General features: G+C 59.2%; 18 protein-coding genes and 1 tRNA gene. 13 read left to right on the top strand and 6 right to left on the bottom strand.

Annotation, left to right across the window (positions count from 1 at the left end; genetic code table 11):
• Positions 1-4: 4 nt before the first annotated feature.
• Positions 5-922 (bottom strand): dihydrodipicolinate synthase family protein, encoded by a 918-nt coding sequence (locus I9184_RS01015; protein ID WP_171722809.1) that lies wholly within the window; start codon positions 920-922, stop codon positions 5-7.
• A 7-nt stretch (positions 923-929) separates the two neighbouring features.
• Positions 930-1,640 carry a GntR family transcriptional regulator gene (locus tag I9184_RS01010; RefSeq protein WP_209832358.1) on the bottom strand — a complete coding sequence of 237 codons (711 nt, stop codon included), beginning with the start codon at positions 1,638-1,640 and terminating at the stop codon, positions 930-932.
• 168 nt (positions 1,641-1,808) lie between these two features.
• Here I9184_RS01010 and I9184_RS01005 point away from each other — a divergent pair, with 168 nt between their 5' ends.
• Complete coding sequence (locus I9184_RS01005) at positions 1,809-2,759, top strand: GlxA family transcriptional regulator (RefSeq protein ID WP_209832356.1); 951 nt, start codon at positions 1,809-1,811, stop codon at positions 2,757-2,759.
• Positions 2,760-3,231: 472 nt separating this feature from the next.
• Here the strand turns inward: I9184_RS01005 and I9184_RS01000 are convergent, their stop codons facing one another.
• Positions 3,232-3,789, bottom strand: a complete 558-nt coding sequence (locus tag I9184_RS01000; RefSeq protein ID WP_209832354.1) for a DUF2796 domain-containing protein — start codon at positions 3,787-3,789, stop codon at positions 3,232-3,234.
• Positions 3,790-4,038: 249 nt separating this feature from the next.
• Here I9184_RS01000 and I9184_RS00995 point away from each other — a divergent pair, with 249 nt between their 5' ends.
• From I9184_RS00995 to speB, 10 genes are all read left to right on the top strand, one after another.
• A complete protein-coding gene (locus tag I9184_RS00995) occupies positions 4,039-5,310 on the top strand; it encodes an imelysin family protein (RefSeq protein ID WP_209832352.1) in 1,272 nt (423 codons plus the stop codon).
• 86 nt (positions 5,311-5,396) lie between these two features.
• Positions 5,397-5,690, top strand: a complete 294-nt coding sequence (locus tag I9184_RS00990; protein WP_171722804.1) for a (2Fe-2S)-binding protein — start codon at positions 5,397-5,399, stop codon at positions 5,688-5,690.
• Entirely contained in the window at positions 5,638-6,123 is a 486-nt protein-coding gene (gene bfr / locus I9184_RS00985; protein WP_170346155.1) for a bacterioferritin, read from the top strand. Before I9184_RS00990 ends, bfr begins: the two co-directional genes overlap by 53 nt.
• Positions 6,083-7,630, top strand: coding sequence for a di-heme oxidoredictase family protein (locus tag I9184_RS00980; RefSeq protein ID WP_209832351.1), 1,548 nt, complete (start codon positions 6,083-6,085; stop codon positions 7,628-7,630). The genes bfr and I9184_RS00980 overlap by 41 nt, the downstream gene beginning before the upstream one ends.
• Positions 7,631-7,633: 3 nt before the next feature.
• Entirely contained in the window at positions 7,634-8,644 is a 1,011-nt protein-coding gene (locus I9184_RS00975; RefSeq protein ID WP_209832349.1) for an imelysin family protein, read from the top strand.
• 3 nt (positions 8,645-8,647) lie between these two features.
• Positions 8,648-9,733: a DUF1513 domain-containing protein gene (locus I9184_RS00970; RefSeq protein ID WP_209832347.1), complete on the top strand. Its 1,086-nt coding sequence runs from the start codon at positions 8,648-8,650 to the stop codon at positions 9,731-9,733.
• A 101-nt stretch (positions 9,734-9,834) separates the two neighbouring features.
• Entirely contained in the window at positions 9,835-11,724 is a 1,890-nt protein-coding gene (speA, locus tag I9184_RS00965) for a biosynthetic arginine decarboxylase (RefSeq protein ID WP_209832346.1), read from the top strand.
• A gap of 14 nt (positions 11,725-11,738) precedes the next feature.
• Positions 11,739-12,950, top strand: a complete 1,212-nt coding sequence (locus I9184_RS00960; protein WP_209832344.1) for a saccharopine dehydrogenase family protein — start codon at positions 11,739-11,741, stop codon at positions 12,948-12,950.
• A gap of 111 nt (positions 12,951-13,061) precedes the next feature.
• Positions 13,062-14,231 carry a carboxynorspermidine decarboxylase gene (gene nspC, locus I9184_RS00955; protein ID WP_209832342.1) on the top strand — a complete coding sequence of 390 codons (1,170 nt, stop codon included), beginning with the start codon at positions 13,062-13,064 and terminating at the stop codon, positions 14,229-14,231.
• Complete coding sequence (gene speB, locus I9184_RS00950; protein WP_171634201.1) at positions 14,228-15,070, top strand: agmatinase; 843 nt, start codon at positions 14,228-14,230, stop codon at positions 15,068-15,070. The genes nspC and speB overlap by 4 nt, the downstream gene beginning before the upstream one ends.
• Positions 15,071-15,109: 39 nt before the next feature.
• Here the strand turns inward: speB and I9184_RS00945 are convergent, their stop codons facing one another.
• Complete coding sequence (locus I9184_RS00945; RefSeq protein WP_152458899.1) at positions 15,110-15,712, bottom strand: HD domain-containing protein; 603 nt, start codon at positions 15,710-15,712, stop codon at positions 15,110-15,112.
• Between the two features lie 101 nt (positions 15,713-15,813).
• On the opposite strand from I9184_RS00945, the gene I9184_RS00940 reads away from it, so the two are divergent.
• Positions 15,814-16,647, top strand: a complete 834-nt coding sequence (locus I9184_RS00940; RefSeq protein ID WP_171722796.1) for a LysR family transcriptional regulator — start codon at positions 15,814-15,816, stop codon at positions 16,645-16,647.
• 3 nt (positions 16,648-16,650) lie between these two features.
• Here the strand turns inward: I9184_RS00940 and lptF are convergent, their stop codons facing one another.
• Positions 16,651-17,790, bottom strand: a complete 1,140-nt coding sequence (gene lptF / locus I9184_RS00935; protein WP_171722795.1) for an LPS export ABC transporter permease LptF — start codon at positions 17,788-17,790, stop codon at positions 16,651-16,653.
• Between the two features lie 378 nt (positions 17,791-18,168).
• Here lptF and I9184_RS00930 point away from each other — a divergent pair, with 378 nt between their 5' ends.
• Positions 18,169-18,936, top strand: a complete 768-nt coding sequence (locus I9184_RS00930; RefSeq protein WP_171634209.1) for an alpha/beta fold hydrolase — start codon at positions 18,169-18,171, stop codon at positions 18,934-18,936.
• Between the two features lie 427 nt (positions 18,937-19,363).
• On the opposite strand, the gene I9184_RS00925 is transcribed toward I9184_RS00930, so the two are convergent.
• A tRNA-Trp gene (locus I9184_RS00925) sits at positions 19,364-19,439 on the bottom strand.
• Positions 19,440-19,551 lie beyond the last annotated feature (112 nt).

Here is a 19,551-nt window from a genome sequence, read left to right as displayed (position 1 = left end):
TCTCTTACCCTTCCGCCACGATGTCGGCGATTGTCTTTTTCAGCACGCGCGTGACCTGTTCCAGCGCGCGTTTGTCGTCCTTGTTCAAGCCCTTCAACGGAGGCCGCATAGCGCCCGCATCGATCCCGTTCATGGTGACGCCATGCTTGATGGTCTGGATGAACTTGCCACCCTGTTCCAGCACCCGCATCAGCGGCATCATCGCAGACATGATCCGGCGGCCTTTGTTGAAATTCCCTTCGACCACGCAGGCCTGATACAGAGCCACGTGTTCGGCAGGCAGGAAGTTGGACCCGCCGCACACCCAGAACGGCGCACCCCAGGCAAAGAATTCGAGCGCCTGATCATCCATGCCGCAGCCAAGCTGGATATGCGGATAGTCGCGGGCCAGCAAATGCACCCGGTTGATATCGCCCGAGCTTTCCTTGATGCCGCAGAAGTTGCGACTGCGGCCAACGCGGTCGAGGAATTCCTCACCCATCATCGTGCCGGTGCGGTGCGGGTAGTTGTACAGCATCACCGGCAGGTCCGCGGCCTTGTCGATGGCCAGCGCATTCAGCGCGTTTTCCCGATCAGTCGGCACCGAATACGGCGGGCTGGCCAGCAGGATCGCATCGGCGCCGATTTCGCGCGCGCCAGCGGCAAGGGCAATCGAATCCGGCGTCAGCATCGCGCCTGTGCCAACCACCAATGGCAACCGGCCCTTCAACTGCTCATGCGTGAACCGGGCCAGTTCGACACGTTCGTGGACGGTCTGGGCATAGTTCTCACCGGTCGACCCCCCCGAGATCAGGCCATGCACGCCGTTTTCGACCAGGTATTCGATCACGTCGGACAGCGTGTCCCAATTCACGCTGCCATCGTCGTGATAGGGCGTGACCACAGGGGTATAAATCCCCTCAAACTTGAAAATCGGGTTCATTCCGTCCTCATGCAGGTTTCGAAAGGGGCGGGATTCCCATCGGGACATCCAGCGCGTCAGGCATCACGAACATCTCGATCTGATCGCGTGACAGGTTCCAGTGATCTTCGGCCAGCTGCGCAGCAGCCGCCTCGTCACGCGCCTCGATGGCGGCGATGATGGCGTCGTGCTGGCGGCTTGCTTGAGACAGGTTCTCGGACATCTCAGCCGTCTGAGGCCGATAAAACGTCATGCCGATCCGGGCGTGATCGATCAACAGCCGGTTGAACGACGGCAGCAGGTAGACATTTCCGGACATTTCGCCGGTCACGTCATGAAAGCGGTTGTTGGCCAAGGCTCGGTCCTCGCCGGACCCGGACCGAAGGGCCGCCTTGAACGCCTGCTGGGCCTCTTTCAAATCATTGATCTGGGCGTTCGACGCATTCAAAGCCGCCAAACGCAGGATCGCTCCGTATACCATGGGCGCGGCAAGGAAGAAGTCGCGCAGTGTGGTGTAGGACATTTCCGAAACCCGGGCGCTGCGGTTTGTCCGCAGATCCAGATAGCCTTCGCCAGCCAATTGTCGAAACACCTCGCGCAGCGGCGTGCGCGACAAGCCGAATTCCTCGGACAAATGCGCTTCGTCCAGATCGGCGCCTGGGCGCAGGCGCAGCGTGAGGATGGACACTTTCAGGTGCTCTTTCAGCGCGCTTTTACGAGACTTGGCTTCGTCTTTCATGCTTTGGCCTCATCCTTCTGTTCGGCGAACGCGGTCGAATCGCGTGCGGTCACAGTTTTGTATTCCATAAAAATACAACTTGTATACAATAATAATTCGTGCAGCATGGGAGCCTGCGAAATAGACTCATGTTCCGGGCTTTGTCCCAGCTTGCAAACGGTACTGCTCATGCCTCAGACGCGGCACATCACTTTCGTCCTTGTCGAGGAGTTCTCGCACCTTGCGTTTTCATGCGCAGTCGAACCCTTGCGGATCGCCAATCTTGTGAGCGGCGAAGAACTGTACCGCTGGTCCTTTGTGTCAGAACATGGCGAGCAGGCCGTGTGCTCGAACGGATCCATCACGCTGGTGCATTCCGGGCTTCAGGGTCTGGCCAAATGTGATCAGCTGTTTGTTCTGTCGGGCATTCACATGCGTGACCACGTCACCCGCCCCCTGCTTGCAACCCTGCGCCGCGAACGCGCGCGCGGCACGAAAATCGGCGCCCTGTGCTCGGGGGCATGGGTGCTGGCCGAGGCTGGCTTTCTCGACGGAATGCAAGCGGCAATCCACTGGGAATATCACGACGCGTTCATGGAGGCCTTTCCCGAGGTCAACCTGGTACGCAGCGTGTTCGTGGCCGATGAAAAGCACATTACCGCATCTGGCGGAACGGCAACGGCGGATCTGATGCTGCACCTGATCGAACGCGATCACGGTGAAGAACTGGCCATCGATGTGGCGGATCAGATGGTCTATAACGCGGTACGCAATGCCACAGCTAAACAACGGGTTTCCCTGCAATCACGCAACGGAATGCGCAATGCGCACCTCGCCAAGGCAATCACAATCATGCAGGACAGTATCGAAACCCCGGTTTCCCCTTCGTTCATTGCAGAAGAACTTGGCATTTCAACCCGGCAGCTTGAGCGGCTGTTTGGAAAATACCTCAACACGTCGCCCAAGAAATACTTCATGGAAATGCGGCTGGAACGCGCCCAGAAACTGCTGCTTCAGACCGAAGCATCCGTCACCGAGATTGCCGTGGCCTGCGGCTTTGAAAACCCGGGCCATTTTTCGCGCGTCTACCGATCAAGCTTTGGCGTCACCCCGCACGCGCAACGCAACAAGATCGACTGACATTGTGTGGTAGTGGTTTTGCCGCAATCGAAACGGCAGGGGATGCCGCGCTTTGTCGGCCCATGACGGGCCTGAACGGGCATCCCCCTAACCCTGCCGAGATACCCCCTCATTAAAACCGGACTAGTCAACAGATCGGCAGGATGATGTACCAATAGATTTGGATATTGGCATAAGTTTTGCGAGAACTTGTCATACATGCGATTCTTGTGCCCTTATTCGTTAATCTTTGCCTCAATTGGAGACTTTTGATTCAGCGAAGTCCGGCAACCTCAAAGGCCATAACCACTTGCAAAAAATATAAATTACAGGTTTCGTCCTTGCTGCATTCAAAGATCGCACCGGGGAGCAATATGCTTCGATCTGAGGTGTTCGTTTTCTGCCCGGCACCCCACGGATGGACGGGGCAATCTTGGCTCGACAGATTCGGCTGCGTGCCTGAAACCGCCCAACAGGCGCTCAAGCGCCATTTCTAACGGATTTGCGTCATATCCAGCCTGGGCGCGGCGCGCGTGATTTCATGGGCGCTGGTCGCCGCGCCTGATCCGACGCGAACGTTCAGCTTCTCTGTCCCGTTGAACCGCTGGAAATACGCAAATTCCATCGTGGTCAGCGCATCCATATCCTGACATTGAACAACGTAGTCAGCCTGAAATTCCGAATGTTCGCCCGTTGCGAATGACGTGCCCCCCTCGCCCGCGTTGTCCTGCTGCCCCGGAATATCATGCGTCAGGATCACGTTTGCAGATGCGGTAAAACACACGGCGTCGGGCGGGACGACAAACAGATCCAGTGGTTTGGACAGTTCGGAAATCGCGATGGCGACACGCGTACGCTCGTCATCACTTGCCACCGGGGTCTCGAACCCAATGATGTCAATGCTTGGAACCCTGAGCGACAGCGTAAATTCCGTGTCCGTAAACACGATTTCCAATTGACCGGACCCATGTTGATGGGTGGGCGTGATCTGCGTCGCCTGAGCGGCAAGAGCTGCCGGAAAAAGAGACAACGCCAGAACAGAGCACTTCATTAACCAAAAACCGCCTTTAACAGAATCACAACAGTGATTTTACCGCGAATCACCTGCCACGCAACGTTAACCCTCGAATCAGAGCTCGCCAGATTTGGGGAAGAGCGTGGGATTCAACTATCATTGCCTATATCCGACAATAAAACTCAGGTTGACATTACCGACTAAATCACTCAGTTAATTCTTCGCGAAACCCGCGGGGCATCCCCGCGCGATCCGACAGTTCTGACAGGAAAGCACCGAACTCCTATGACCAAGTTATTCACCACTGCCAGCGCCCTGACATTTTGCATGGCAACCGCCGCGATCTCGGGTGATGCCCCCACCAAGGCAGATGTACTGAACACCTATGCCAATATTGCGGAAGCCAAATTTGAGGACAGCCTGATTTCAGCCAGGAAATTGCAGGATGCGGTCAACGCGCTGATCGCCGATCCCTCGGACGCAGCGTTGAACGCGGCGCGCGCGGCCTGGGTTGCTGCGCGTGTCCCCTATCAGCAGACGGAAGTCTATCGCTTCGGCAATGCCATCGTTGATGACTGGGAAGGCAAGGTAAACGCCTGGCCCTTGGACGAAGGGCTGATCGACTATGTCGACGCGGCCTATGGCGGCGCGACGGACGAAAACGAATTTGCCGTGCTGAACGTCATCGCCACCCCCAGTTTCCAACTGTCGGGCGAGACCATTGATGCCAGCGAAATCACCCCCGAACTGCTGAGCGACACCCTGCACGAAGCCGATGGTATCGAGGCGAATGTGGCAACCGGGTATCACGCCATCGAGTTCCTTCTGTGGGGTCAGGACATGAACGGCCATGGCGCCGGTGCCGGCAACCGCCCAGCGACTGATTATGCGCAGGGCGAGGACTGTACCGGCGGCCATTGCGACCGTCGCGCGCAATATCTGAGCGCTGCGACCGAACTGCTGGTCAGCGATCTGGCCTGGATGGCGGATCAGTGGAAAGACGGCGGAGCGGCGCGCGCAGCCCTTGTGGAGAACGAAGCAGCAGGCATCAGCGCGATCCTGACCGGCATGGGTTCTCTCTCGTATGGCGAGCAAGCCGGCGAACGGATGCGCCTTGGCCTGATGCTGAACGATCCCGAAGAAGAACATGACTGCTTTTCGGACAACACCCACAACAGCCATTACTATGACGGGTTGGGCATCCAGAACGTCTATCTGGGCAGCTATACCCGCATTGATGGCACCCCGGTTTCGGGCGCATCTCTGGCCGATCTGGTCATCGCCACCGATCCGGCGCTGGATACCGAGATGAAAGCGAAACTGGCCGCCACCATGCAGGCCCTAGGCAAGATCAAGACAACGGCCGAGGCGGGATTTGCCTATGACCAGATGCTTGAGCGCGGTAACGAAGGCGGTGAGGCCCTGATCATGGGCGGCGTCAACGGCCTGATCGATCAGACCAAAACGATCGAGCGCATCGTAACCGCGCTGGAGCTGGACGGGGTTGCGTTTGAAGGGTCAGACAGCCTGGATAACCCGGACGCCGTCTTCCATTAATCTTCAAGCGGGCCGGAGAGGGTTTCTTTCCGGCCCGAGCAACCCTTACTGATCGCCTGACAGGGCGGCGAAACGAGCCAAGACCAATGATTGTCTGCCACTGCACCAACATATCCGATCACGACATCCGTGCCGCCATCGACTGGATGCGCACGGCGGATCCGCGGACCATCATCACCCCCGGCAAGATCTACCATGCCCTTGGCAAATCGGCGGATTGTGGCGGGTGCATGCCGCTGTTCCTAGACACAATGCGGGCCAGCGGTAATCTGGAAGTCCCCATGCAACTCCGCACTTTGCGTGCCGGAGCAACACAGGAGAAGGCTGATGAAAGGCGATCCGAAGGTCATCGAATATCTGAACAAGTCTCTGCGGCATGAGCTGACTGCCGTCAGTCAATACTGGCTGCATTACCGCCTGCAAGAAGACTGGGGCCTTGGCCATATGGCCAAGAAAAGCCGCGAGGAAAGCATCGAAGAGATGGGCCACGCGGACAAGCTGATCGAACGGATCATCTTTTTGGAAGGTCACCCCAACCTTCAGAAACTGGACCCGTTGCGGATCGGTCAGACGCCGAAGGAAACGCTGGAATGCGACCTGGCGGCCGAGATCGACGCCAGGGCACTTTACAAGGAAGCGCGCGAGTATTGTCGGGAGGCCGGCGACTTTGTCTCCATGTCGCTGTTCGAACAGTTGATGTCCGATGAAGAGGGACATATCGACTTCCTCGAAACGCAGCTCGACCTGTATGAAAGGATCGGCGAAGCCAATTATGCGCAACTCAACGCATCGAAAATGGACGAAGGCGAATAGTCTTTTTGCCCTGTCAGTGGCCGCCCTGGCGGCCACCCCCTCCCTGGCAGCCGAGCTGCGGGACCTGCATCTGAAATTCACCCCCCGCACCGACGAGGAACGCGCCCGCATTGCCGCCGTGACGGCACCCCCGCAGGATTTTGGCGTGTCGCAGCCGTTCGAAGAACTCTCGGCCGGGGCGGCAACTGTCCGGGTCCGCAACGACGCGGATGCGTTCTCGCAACCCTCGGGCAATCTGAGCTTCGAGCAGGAGCTGGATTTCAAGGTCGGCAACGGGTTGTTCAAGAAAATCTGGGTGTCGTCACCATCATCCACATTGGCCTCTGACGGGTTGGGGCCGCTGTACAACGCGCGATCCTGCCAGCGTTGCCATATAAAGGATGGGCGGGGGCACACACCGAACGGGCCCGATGACAACGCGGTCTCAATGTTCCTTCGGGTCTCGATCCCCGGCGCGCCGGAAGACGGGTATGCCGAGATCGAGGATTACATCGCCACCCGGCCCGATCCCAACTATGGCGGGCAGATGCAGGATTTCGCGCTTGCGGGGCATCCGGCGGAATATCGGCTGGATATCTCTTACGAAGAAGTCCCTGTTGAACTCTCTGACGGCGAGACCGCGTCACTGCGCCGCCCGACTTACAGGGCCGCTGATCTGGGCTATGGCCCTCTGCACCCGGATGCAATGCTGAGCCCGAGGGTCGCACCACAGATGATCGGGCTTGGCCTGCTCGAGGCGATCCCGGTCGAAGACCTTCTGGCCAAGGCTGATCCCGACGACGTGGATGGGGATGGCATCTCGGGCCGTCCGAACATCGTCTGGTCTGTTGAATACGGCGCCCCGATGATGGGCCGGTTCGGGCACAAGGCAGGCATGCCGACGGTGATGGAGCAATCCGCCGCAGCCTTTGCCGGGGATATCGGTATTTCAAGCCCGCTTTACCCGGCACCTCAGGGGGACTGCACGGACTTGCAGGTGAACTGCGTCGAGGCCCCGCATGGCGACACCGATACCCGCGAGTTCGAGATCGATCAGCAGGGCATGGACCTGGTGGTTTTCTACAGCCGCAATCTGGGCGTGCCCGGCCGCCGTGATGTCGACGACCCCGAGGTTTTGCGCGGCAAAGAGGTGTTTCACACGACCGGCTGCGCATCCTGTCATACTCCGGCCCATGTCACCCACCGGTTGGAAGATCGGCCCGAGCACAGTTTTCAGCTGATCTGGCCTTACACGGATCTGCTGCTGCATGACATGGGCGAAGGTCTGGCGGATCACCGCCCCGAGGCCCGCGCGACGGGGCGCGAATGGCGGACGCCGCCTTTGTGGGGTGTTGGTCTGACCGAACGCGTCTCGGGCCACACGCAGTTACTGCATGACGGGCGGGCACGCAATCTGCTCGAGGCGATCCTGTGGCACGGCGGCGAAGCCCAGGCCGCGCGCGATGCGGTTGTGTCGATGCCGAAAACTGACCGCGACGCCCTGATCCGTTTTCTGGAGAGCCTCTGACCCATGCGTATTCTTACAATTATTGCCGCGTTGATGATGCCGCTTGCCGCACAGGCGCAGGACCGCGCACCGATCCTGATGGACGTTGCCGAGACACATATACTGCCCAGGTTCGACAAGCTGCCGGAAACGACCGGGGCTCTGGTCAGTGCATCGCGGGTGGATTGCGATCCGACCTCACCTGCGTTGCGCGCGGCTTACGATGCGGCCTTCGACAGCTGGATTTCCGCCAGTCACCTGCGTTTCGGTCCGACCGAGGTCGATGATCGTGCATTTGCCATGGCGTTCTGGCCCGACACGAAAGGGTTCACCACCAAAGCCCTGTCCCAGCATATCGCAACCGAGGATGACGCCGTGCAAGACCCCGAAGCCTATGCCGAGACATCCATAGCCGGGCGCGGGTTCTTTGCGCTGGAACAAATGCTGTTCGATCCCGCCTTTGCAGAGCAGGGCAATGCGGATTACCGCTGCGCGCTGATTCAGGCGATCGCGGCGGACATTGATGCCAACGCACGGGCGATGGCCGATGACTGGCAAAGCTATGCCCCCGGCCTGACCCGGCCCGGTGAAAACGGCCGCTACCGAACGCAGGACGAAGCGATGCAGGAACTGTTCAAGGCGTTGTCCACGGGTCTTGAGTTCACGGCCGACACTCGGCTTGGTCGCCCGTTGGGCACGTTCGACCGCCCGCGTCCGAACCGCGCCGAAGCGTGGCGGTCGAAGCGATCCTTGCGCCATGTCGAACTTTCGCTGATGGCCCTTCGTGATCTTGCATCGCGATTGGCCTTTGATCATCCCGATATCGCCGCGGATCTGGATGCTGCCTTTGCGCGCGCCATTGAGAATGCCCAGCCCATTGACGACCCGGCGCTGGCGGGCGTTTCGGATCCGCAGGCCCGGTTCCGTATCGAGGCCCTGCAACAGTCCATCCACGATATTCGCGCCATTGCTTCGACTGAACTTGGCCCGACGCTGGGCATCAGCGCAGGCTTCAATTCTCTGGACGGAGATTGATCCGTGACATCGCGCCGCCGTTTCCTTGCAGGGCTTGCTGCAACCTCTCTTCCTCCGATCCATGGATGGGCCTCGGTGGGCACGCCGGAGTTTCTGGCCGCAGCGCTGTTTCCGGATGGTTCGTATCGACTGGCCGGGCTGGATGCACAGGGAACCCTTCTGTTTTCCGTGCCCCTGCCCGCGCGCGGGCATGCGGCGGCGGCACATCCGGTCAAAGCACAGGCCGTCGCCTTTGCGCGCCGTCCGGGCACCTTTGCCGTGGTGATTGATTGCGTGACGGGATCACCGATCGCGCGGCTGACGGCGCCGGAAGGCCGGCATTTCTATGGTCACGGTACTTTTTCAGCCGACGGCACGATTTTCTTTGCCACCGAAAACGATTACGAGGCCGGAAAAGGTATCATAGGCGTCTGGAACGCTGAAACCTTTGCGCGCTTGGGCGAATTCCCGTCCGGCGGCGTCGGGCCGCATGACATGCGGTTGATGCCGGGTGGGAAAACACTTGTGATTGCCAATGGCGGTATCGAAACTCATCCCGAAACCGGGCGCACGAAGCTGAACCTGCCGACGATGAAGCCCAACCTGACCTACCTTTCCCTAACGGGCCTGGTTCAGGAACAGGTGTCGCTGTCGCCTTCGCTTCACAAGAACTCGATCCGCCATCTGGCGGTCCGTCGCGACGGGCTGGTGGGCTTTGCGATGCAGTGGCAGGGCAGCAAAGCCGAACATCCGCCCTTGCTGGGCCTGCACCGTCAGGGGGAAACCCCGTACCTTCTGTCTGCGCCGGTGCAGGATCAGAGCACGCTGCAAGGTTATGCGGGCAGCATCGCGTTTTCGGCGGATGGCACAACCGTTGCCATCACCTGTCCACGCGGCAATGCGTTGCAGCGGTTCGACGTGGCCAGTGGCACATTCAGCGATGCGTTCGAGCTTGAGGATGTCTGCGGGCTTGGTTCCGGCCCAAACGATTTGGTTTTCACCACCGGAACCGGTGTGTTCGGCGCGTTGACCACTGCGCACCCCGAGATCCGGACCCGCGCGATGTGCCAGTGGGACAATCATCTGGTCCCGATCAGCCCACCGGCATGAAATTCGGATTTTTCCGTCACATAGTTTAGACTTGGAAGAATCAAACAGCTGCCGTATTGCCGGGCGCGAAACTGGCACCCCAACGTTAAGGACCGACTTGATTGAAACAGACGCCCGACGCACCGCATTCGATCTACGGAGTTGAGAAATGGGGCAAAGGCCTCATCGAGGTGACGGAGCAGGGCGAGATCGGTCTGCGCAATCCCTTGGCTCCCGATGTTGGCGCGATCAGCCTGCCAGGTATTCTCAGCGATCTGAACGACCGAGGCATCAAGGCCCCGATGGTTCTGCGCGTCTCTTCCTATCTGGAACACGAGATCGCGCATCTGAACGAAAGCTTCCGCGAAGCCATCGCCCGCGTCGGCTACAGGGGCAGCTATCGCGGTGTGTTCCCGATCAAGGTGAACCAGCAGGCCCAGGTCGTCGACCGGATCGTCGAATTCGGCAAGAAGTACAACTATGGGCTCGAGGCCGGGTCCAAACCCGAACTGGTGATCGCGCTGGCACATCGGCTGGCCAGCGAAGCGCTGATCGTCTGCAACGGTGTCAAGGATGCCGAATTCATCCAGCTGGCCATCCTGTCCCGCAAGATCGGGTTCAACACGGTGATCGTTCTTGAAAGCCCGAAAGAGGCTGACACGGTGATCGAAGTATACAAAGAGCTGGGCATTGAACCCCTGATTGGCGTGCGGGTCAAGCTGACCAACCAGATCAGCGGCAAATGGGAAGAAAGCTCGGGCGACCGGTCCGCCTTTGGTATGAACACCGATCAACTGGTGGCCACGGTGGACAAGCTGCGCGACGCGGGCCTTCTGCATTGCCTGAAGTTGCAGCATTCGCATCTGGGCTCTCAGGTGCAGGACGTCAACGACGTGCGCCGCGCGGTGGGCGAGGCCTGCCGCTATTACACCGAACTGACGCGCGAGGGCGTGCCGCTGACCCATCTGGACCTCGGCGGTGGTATGGGGGTGGACTATACCGGTGAAAAGAAGGCGGCTGAAAACTCGATCAACTACACGGTCGAGGAATATTGCGCTAATGTGGTGGAAACCGTGGCCTATGCCATGGACGAGGCCGAGGTGGACCACCCGACGCTGGTTACCGAAAGCGGCCGCGCGGTGGTGGCGACGTCGTCGATGCTGGTGTTCAACGTGCTGGAAAGCACGCTCTATGATGCGCCCAACGGCCCCGAGGTTGAAGCCGACGATCACCACATGGTTTCAGACCTTGCCGCGGTGCACGGCTATCTCAGCAAAGACCGTCTTCAGGAATGCTGGAACGACGCCACCTTCTATCGCAACGAATTGCGCGCCCTGTTCCGCCGTGGATATGTAGACCTGCGCCAGATGGCCCGGGCCGAACGGATCTACCTGTCGCTGATGACCCGCCTCAAGGCGCTGGCGGCCAGTGACGATCTGGAAACCGACGTGGACGACCAGCTTGAGAAAGTGGCCGATATCTACCACTGCAACTTTTCTCTGTTTCAGTCCTTGCCAGACGTCTGGGCCATTGACCAACTGCATCCGATCGTGCCCTTGCAGGGCCTGAACCAAACACCCGACCGCCGCGCAGTCCTGTCCGACATCACTTGCGACAGCGACGGCAAGATCGACCGGTTCATCCTGGCCGACGGTGTTTCACCCAGTCTGCCGGTGCATACCCTGCCGGAAGATGATGAATATTTCATGGGCGTCTTTTTCGTCGGCGCCTACCAGGAAACGCTGGGCGATCTGCATAACTTGTTCGGCGACACCAACGTCGTCACCATCGACCTGCGCGCTGACGGAGGGTTCGACCTGCTGCACGAACAAGAGGGCGACACGATCAGTCAGGTGCTGTCCTATGTCGAATTCGACCCCACCGACTGCGTCGCCGCCTTCCGCAAAATGGTGGACGAGGCGATCTCGACCGGTACTCTGAAAGCCAAGGACCGCAAAACCCTGATGAGCGCTTATCGCGACTCGATCAACGGCTACACCTATTACGAATAAGAAGGAGACAGACCATGGGCAAAACACTGGTTGTCGGCGCAGGCGGCGTATCCCACGCAGCCGTGCACAAGATGGCGATGAACTCGGACATCTTCACCGAAATCACGCTGGCCAGCCGCACGAAATCGAAATGCGACGCCATCGCCGCAGCCGTGAAAGAACGCGTCGGCGTTGAGATCAAGACCGCCGAGCTGGACGCCTACAAGGTCGAAGACACGGTCAAACTGATCAAGGAAACCGGGGCCGAGATCCTCGTGAACCTCGCCCTGCCCTATCAGGATCTGGTGCTGATGGATGCCTGCCTTGAAGCTGGCATCCACTATCTCGACACCGCGAATTACGAGCCCGAGGACGAGGCCAAGTTCGAATACCACTGGCAATGGGCCTATCAGGAGCGGTTCAAAGAGGCGGGCCTGACCGCTATCCTCGGCTCGGGCTTTGATCCGGGCGTGACCAGCGTGTTTGCCAAATGGCTCAAGAAACACAAGCTGGACACCATCCGCCAGATCGACGTTCTGGACGCCAATGGCGGCAGCAACGATCAGGAGTTTGCCACCAACTTCAACCCTGAGATCAACCTGCGCGAAGTGCTGGCCGAGGTGCGCCACTGGGAAGGTGGCGAATGGAAACACTCCCCCGCCATGACCCATAAGGTCGAATTCGACTTCCCCGCCATCGGCCCCAAGAACATGTACCTGATGTATCACGAGGAGCTGGAGTCGCTCTCGACCCACTTCCCCGAAATCGAGCGCGCCCGTTTCTGGATGACCTTCGGCGACGCCTACATCACCCACGCCAAGGTGCTGGAAAATGTCGGCATGACCCGCATCGATCCGGTGATGCATGACGGCAAGGAAATCATCCCGATCCAGTTCCTGAAAACCCTGCTGCCCGATCCCGGTGATCTGGGCGCGGAAACCAAGGGCAAGGCCTGCATCGGCGACATCGCGACGGGTCAGGCCAAAGACGGCTCGGGCGAGAAGACCTATTACATCTACAACATCTGTGATCACGAAGAGTGCTACCGCGAGGTTGGTTCTCAGGCCGTCAGCTACACCACCGGCGTCCCCGCCATGATCGGTGCAGCACAGGTGCTGAAAGGCAACTGGCGCGAGCCCGGCGTGTGGAACATGGAACAGCTCGATCCGGATGATTTCATGGACATGCTGAATGAACACGGCCTGCCCTGGCAGGTCCACGAACTCGACGGCCCGGTCGAATTCTGACTTCATCTTTTTCCAAATACTCCGGGGGTTGCCATTGTCGCGCCATTGGTCCGAGCGACAATGGCGACGGGCAGAGCCCCCGGCCTCTCCACGAACTCAGAGACGCCTGAAATGTCCGACATGATGACAACACAGGCCGGCGATGCCGGTGCCTTTCGCAATTTCGACCTCAGCCGCGTGCCAACCCCCTGCTTTGTTGTCGATGAAAAGGCGGTTGAGCGAAACCTGCGCATCCTCGCCGACATCGGCACCCGGTCCGGCGCGCATGTCCTGAGCGCGCTCAAGGCGTTTTCGATGTTCTCGCTGGCCCCGCTGGTCCGCCAGCACCTCGGCGGCACCTGTGCGTCCGGCATCTACGAGGCACGGCTCGGCCGCGAAGAATATGGCGGCGAGGTTGCCACCTTCTGCGCCGGATACAAGGACACGGATATCGACGAAATCCTGTCGCTGTCCGATCACATCATCTTCAACTCTCCGGCGCAAAAAGACCGGTTCCTGACCAAAGCCCAGGCCGCGGGCGTTCAGGTCGGCCTGCGGATCAACCCGGAACATTCCGAAGGTGAGGTGCCGAAATACGATCCCTGCGCGCCCTGCTCACGCCTGGGCACGCCGGTCAGCCAGTTGACTGCCGAGACTCTGACCGGAGTTGACGGCCTGCACATGCACACACTCTGCGAACAAGGGTTCGAGCCGCTGCAACGCACGTGGGCGGCTGTCGAACCAAAACTCAGGCCATTCATGGGCCAGCTCAAATGGCTGAATTTCGGCGGCGGTCACCACATCACCCGCGACGATTACGACCGTGAGGGTCTGGTGGCTTTCATCAAAACCATACGCGAGGCATATGGCGTCGACGTCTACCTCGAACCCGGTGAGGCCGTCGCCCTGGACGCAGGCATTCTGGTCGGAGAAATCCTTGACCTGCCCACCAATGGCATGAACCTCGCCATCACCGATATCTCGGCCACCTGCCACATGCCCGACGTGATCGAGGCCCCCTATCGCCCCGCCCTGATGGACGAGGCCGAAACCGGCCACACCTATCGCTTGGGCGGCCCCTCGTGCCTGGCGGGCGACGTGATCGGCGACTACACTTGGGCCGAGCCGCTGCGGATCGGGCAGCGCTTTGCCTTCCTCGATCAGGCGCATTACTCGATGGTCAAGACCAACACGTTCAACGGCGTGCCCCTGCCCACCATCGCCCTGTGGAACAGCGAAACCGATGACCTGAAGATCATCAGGGAATTCGGCTATGACGACTTTAAGGACAGACTTTCATGAGCATTTTCCTCGACAGCGAACTGACCGAGGCCGAACGCAGCGAAGACGCCCGGTTCCGTGTGATCCCGGTGCCGCTGGAGCGCACGGTCTCATACGGGTCTGGCACCGCCAAAGGCCCTGAAGCGATCATCGAGGCCAGCAATGAACTCGAACGCATCACGGGTCACGCGGAACCCTGCGTCGAAGGCATCTTTACCGAAGCCCCACTGGATTGCGCCGGCCCGCTGCCGGACGTCATGGAGCGCCTCGCCCAGCACACCGAGGCCGCCGTCCGTGCCGGCAAGGTGCCGGTCACGCTGGGCGGTGAACACTCGCTCAGCTATGGCGCGGTCATGGGTGTGACCCGCGCCCTGGGCCAGCCCGTCGGTATCGTGCAGATCGACGCCCATGCCGATCTGCGCAACGCCTATCAGGGCGAAAAACACTCGCATGCCTCGGTGATGCATCTGCTGGCCGAGGAAGGTATCCCACTGGCCCAGTTCGGCGTGCGCGCCTTTTCCACCGAGGAAGCCAAAAGCCGCCTGAGGAACCACGTCTTCCACGTGGATGCCGAAGAGCTGGTGACCGGCAACATCCATGCCGTCGACCTGCCCGACGACTTCCCCGAACTGGTCTATGTCAGCTTTGACGTTGATGGGCTGGACCCGGCGCAGATGCCCGCGACCGGCACGCCTGTTCCGGGCGGGCTGGGATACTATCAGGCGCTTCGCCTGGTGGAACATGCGTTGAAGGGTCGTAAATGCGTCGGCTTCGACGTGGTCGAACTGGCCCCCGACGGCAATGCCGCCTGGGATTTCACCGCGGCGCAGATCGTCTATCGCCTGATGGCGAGCTGCTGATCAGACAGGCGGGCCGGGCTGGCCCGCCTGATCCGGTTCCTAGCCAGTTTTGCCGTCATCGGCGGTTTCGTTCAGCTCCATATGGCCTTCGCCCCTGTTCAGGACGCGGCGCAACATGGGTTCGAAGAACTCCAGCGGCTTGGTCGGATAATTCGGGTCAAACGCCTTCTGATCATATTCATGGCAGAAATAGCGACAATCTTCCCAATAAGGACTGTCGCGATATTTGTCGCGCGCGTTGCGGTCGCCGCCCAGATGGTGGTTGTAGTAGTACCCCTGAAACACACAATGATGCTTGAGAATCCAATACGTCTTTTCGCTGACGTAAGGCTTCATCATCGCCGCTGACAGCTCTCCGTGATTGTAGGGCGACAGGATATCGCCGGTATCATGGATCAACGCCGCCACCACCAGTTCCTCATCCGCACCGTCTTCGTAAGCACGTGTCGCGGCTTGCAGGCTGTGCTGGTAGCGGTTGACCGGATAGGGCGTCCATTCTTCGTCCAACGAGCGGATGGCATCGAGGATACGGTCTGGCAGGGCCGCATTATACGCCTCTTCATACTCCATCACGGCGTCCCAGTCGGCCTTGGTGGCTGTTTCGAAACTGGTCCAGGTGGGTTTGTGGCTTTTGTCCAGCATGGCTGATCCTTTGGCATGTGTCCTGAGCGAAAGCGTAGTTCGAAACCACCCTTCAAAAAAATGAATTGATTTTATCGCAATGATCAAAAAATACTTTCGACATGCAATTCAAAGCTCTGGAAACTTTTCTCTGCGTGGCCGAAGCCGGTGGCTTTCATGCCGCCGCTCGCAAGTTGAATGTGACGCAGACCGCTGTCAGCGCGCGTATTCGCCTGATCGAGGAGGAAACCGGCAGGGCGCTGTTCACGCGCGGTGCCGGAGGAACGGCGCTGACCGAGTTCGGCCGGCAGTTCAAACCCTATGCGGAACAGATGTTGTCCCTTTGGGGCTTTGCATCGCGCGACCTGCCGGGACAGGCACAGAACCGCCCGGCACTGCGGTTGGGCGGCCAGCTCAGCATCTGGGATCCGTTGCTGGTGGACCTGGCGGTTCGGTTTGAACAGCGCTTTGGCAAATTGCTGTTGACGCTGAACTATGACCACGACCTGAACATGGTCGAAGCGGTGGCAACCCATGTGCTGGACGCGGCGATCACACATGAAAAGCCGGCGGACCGGCGTGTCACATGGTACGCGCTTGAACCCGAGCTATTGTCCCTGGTCCGGACGCCACAGGCTGACGGCACGGACGATGACATGATCTTCGTCAACCTTGAACTGGGCGAGGTCTATCAGGACCATGTCAGATCGGCTGCGCGACGGGCGTCGGGTCAGACAGTGTTTCTTGGCAATTGCATGATGGCGCTGCGATATGTTCTGCACCGAGGCGGAAACGGCTATTTCCCCGATTACGTCATTTCCGAACATCTGGCCTCGGGTGCTCTGGAGCGGGTCGAGGACAGTATCAGCTTGCCGCTGCCCATGTATCTGGTCACCCGCGGTGATCGCGAGGAATTTGACGACATTCACAGCTGTTTGGTGGATCTTCGCGGCTAGAACTCAGGCCGGTGTCGGCATGATCTGGGGATCGCGCTGCCGTTTTCGCACAAGCGGCCGACCAGCAACAAGCAGGAAAAGGCCCGAGATCAGCACCCCTATGATTGCGGGAAGGTACAGCAGAAACCAAAGCTCCGGGTCATCGATCACCACCGGGGAAACAAACCCGCGCACACCTTCAAGCAGCACAAGAATGGTGAAGGCGCCCAATATCTGAGGCCACAATCCAAACCGGGAAAAGCTGCCCAGCATCAGGGTTGAATACCCGGCCAGCGCCACGGCGATGCAAATCGCAATCCACGAGAACCGCTGGTGCAGCTCTTCGATCAGCTTGCCTTGGCTGAACCCTTCCGTGGCTGAAACCTCATCCCGGTTGCGGATCAGGTCGGCGGTTGGAATGGCTTCGAGGCTGCGCCGGGCCATCGGATTTGTATTCGTCAGTTCCGAGATGTCGTAGGACGCGTCCTGGAACAGGGTCGATGACAACACCTTGCCTTCCTTGTTCAGGCGCAATGCAACCCCATCAACCATCACAAGGTGAATGCCAGCATCATTGTTGACCAGATATGCCGTTACGCTTGAATAGCTGACCGCGTTTTCAGGATCGCGGCGATCAGACACGAAGACTTCATGAAGTGTGCCGTCCAGATCAATCCTGCCTATGTAAACCGTGACACCTTCGGCGGGGTGCAGAAATTCGCCTTCGTTCAGCAATTGAGCCGTCACATCTCCAGCCACTTCAGCCTGCCGGATTTCCAGCTGTTCAACCGAGGCCGGGCGCAGGAACACGCTGATGATCGCCATCATCACCCCGGTAATCACACCGAACAGCAGCACCGCCCGGGCAAGCCGCCAAGGGCTGGATCCGGTGGCCAGCATAACCGTCAGTTCGCTTTCGCGGCTCAGGCGATTTGTGGCATAGACGGCGGCGGCAAACACCGCCATGGGCATGACCGTGCGGATCAGGGTCGGCAAAGTCAGCGCGGTGAATTCCAGAAAGACCATCGCCGACTGCCCACCGCTGATGACCCTGTCAAACAGGCTGACAGACCGGGTGATCCAGAACACACCGACAAGCACCAGGGTGAAAAAGCCAAACAGAATCAGCAATTGCCGCAGGAAATATCCATCAAAACGCGACATGGGGCCTCGTGCGTGTGTTCGTTTGCAGCGGACACTAGGGCATTAAGCCGGCAGAGGAAACAGGCATTGGACGTCAGGATGCCCCGGTATGCAACCTTGGCGCATTCCCGCATTCTCCCAACGACGCCGATTTGGCCCCGAAGAGGTTAAAGGCCAACCCTTTGTGAAAATGGCAGTTCGTGGCACAATTCAGGAATTGTTCAGAAGGGAGTTTCCGACTTGGCACTGTTTTTTTCACGCCGCACTTATAACGCCCCGAAGAAAAAGTTCACGTTTAAGCCGGCGGCAAAGACCAGGTATGTTCACATCACCCAGCAAAGCCCTGGTGGAAAAATTCGTAAGGGTAGTATTATCAAAAAAACCAAATGGCTGGATCTCGTGCGACAGGAGGGCGGGGATTCGGCCGTCCTGATCTATGTTCACGGGTTCAACACCAGCCAGAAGGACATGCTGGACCGGCTGGGGAAAATAGAAACCAATCTCAGGGGCAACGGGTATCAGGGCGCGGTCGTTGCCTTTGACTGGCCCAGCGACGGATCGGTGCACACCTACGACTCGGACCGCTCCGATGCCAAGGCGGTGGCGCCGCATCTGGTGGGGGACGGGATCTTGCCGCTGTTGGGGATGTCGCCACGCCCCAAGGTGCATCTGATCGCGCATTCCATGGGGGCGTTGGTGGTACTGCGCGCTTTCTCGGACTTCGGGGATTCGGCCGGGCCAGGCAACAAGATATGGTCGGCGGATCAGGTCATGTTTGCGTCAGCGGACATCGATTCAGAATGGCTGGAAAAGGGCGCATGGGGCGATCTGGTCCTGAAAAAACGGTGCAAGCGATTCACCAATTACTATAGCCGGAAAGACAAGGTGCTGGCCCTGGCCGGTGGGATTGTTCACGGCGGTCGGCGTCGCGCTGGTCGTGTCGGGATGCCGAAGCTGACCTCGAAAGGTCATTGGGATATTTTCTGTGACCACCAATATCAACGAGACGTCCCCAAAGGGCAGCGCAAGATGATGAAGTCGCATCGCTGGTGGTTCGACAGCGGCGGGTTTTATGAGGACCTCGCCCTGACGATCGACGGCCATCCGGCAAAAACGATGCCGACCCGGCACAAGACAAATATCGGGGATCTGGCGCTGCTGGCCTGACTGACCGGTCGCCCAACACCTTTCTATGGTGCAAAGCCCGATTTTGCGGGTTCTACTCAAGTACCGTCTTTGGACGGATTCTCTGCACGTTCTGATATCGTCACTATGGGTTGCTGACGAGAAACGGAAAGGGCGCGCTCGACCACAAGCGCGCCCCAGTCACAAGGGAGAAACTGAAAACCTGCGTTCTGTGCAGAACCTGAACGCCAACTCTTTGACATCCTCAGATAACCAGACTTCCCGATGTCAGTCAGTGACGCTGTTCACACTCTGGGCCGGTATTTTTAGATGGCATATAGGGATTGGCTGCACTGCGGCTCACAAAGCCTGCATGCGTTCTAATTGCCGGTCCGCCCCGGCCATAGCCGAAAGCCGCGCGCGCTGGAAACGCGCCAGGCACGATTGCCGAATGGTGTTTTAATGCGGATGGCAGGGGCAGCAGGGCTCGAACCCGCGACCTACGGTTTTGGAGACCGTCGCTCTACCAACTGAGCTATACCCCTATGGTGAGCCCCAGATATGACAGCCGCGCGGCGGACTCAAGAGGCTTTTTCGAATTCCACGCCACTATCTGAGCCGACAAACAAGTTGCGCAAAATGTGCAGTGCGCTAAGA

Origin of the sequence: Ruegeria sp. HKCCE3926 (genome assembly GCF_017872515.1) — a bacterium.
Lineage (GTDB): Bacteria > Pseudomonadota > Alphaproteobacteria > Rhodobacterales > Rhodobacteraceae > Ruegeria.
This window is presented reverse-complemented; position numbering and strand designations above follow the sequence as displayed.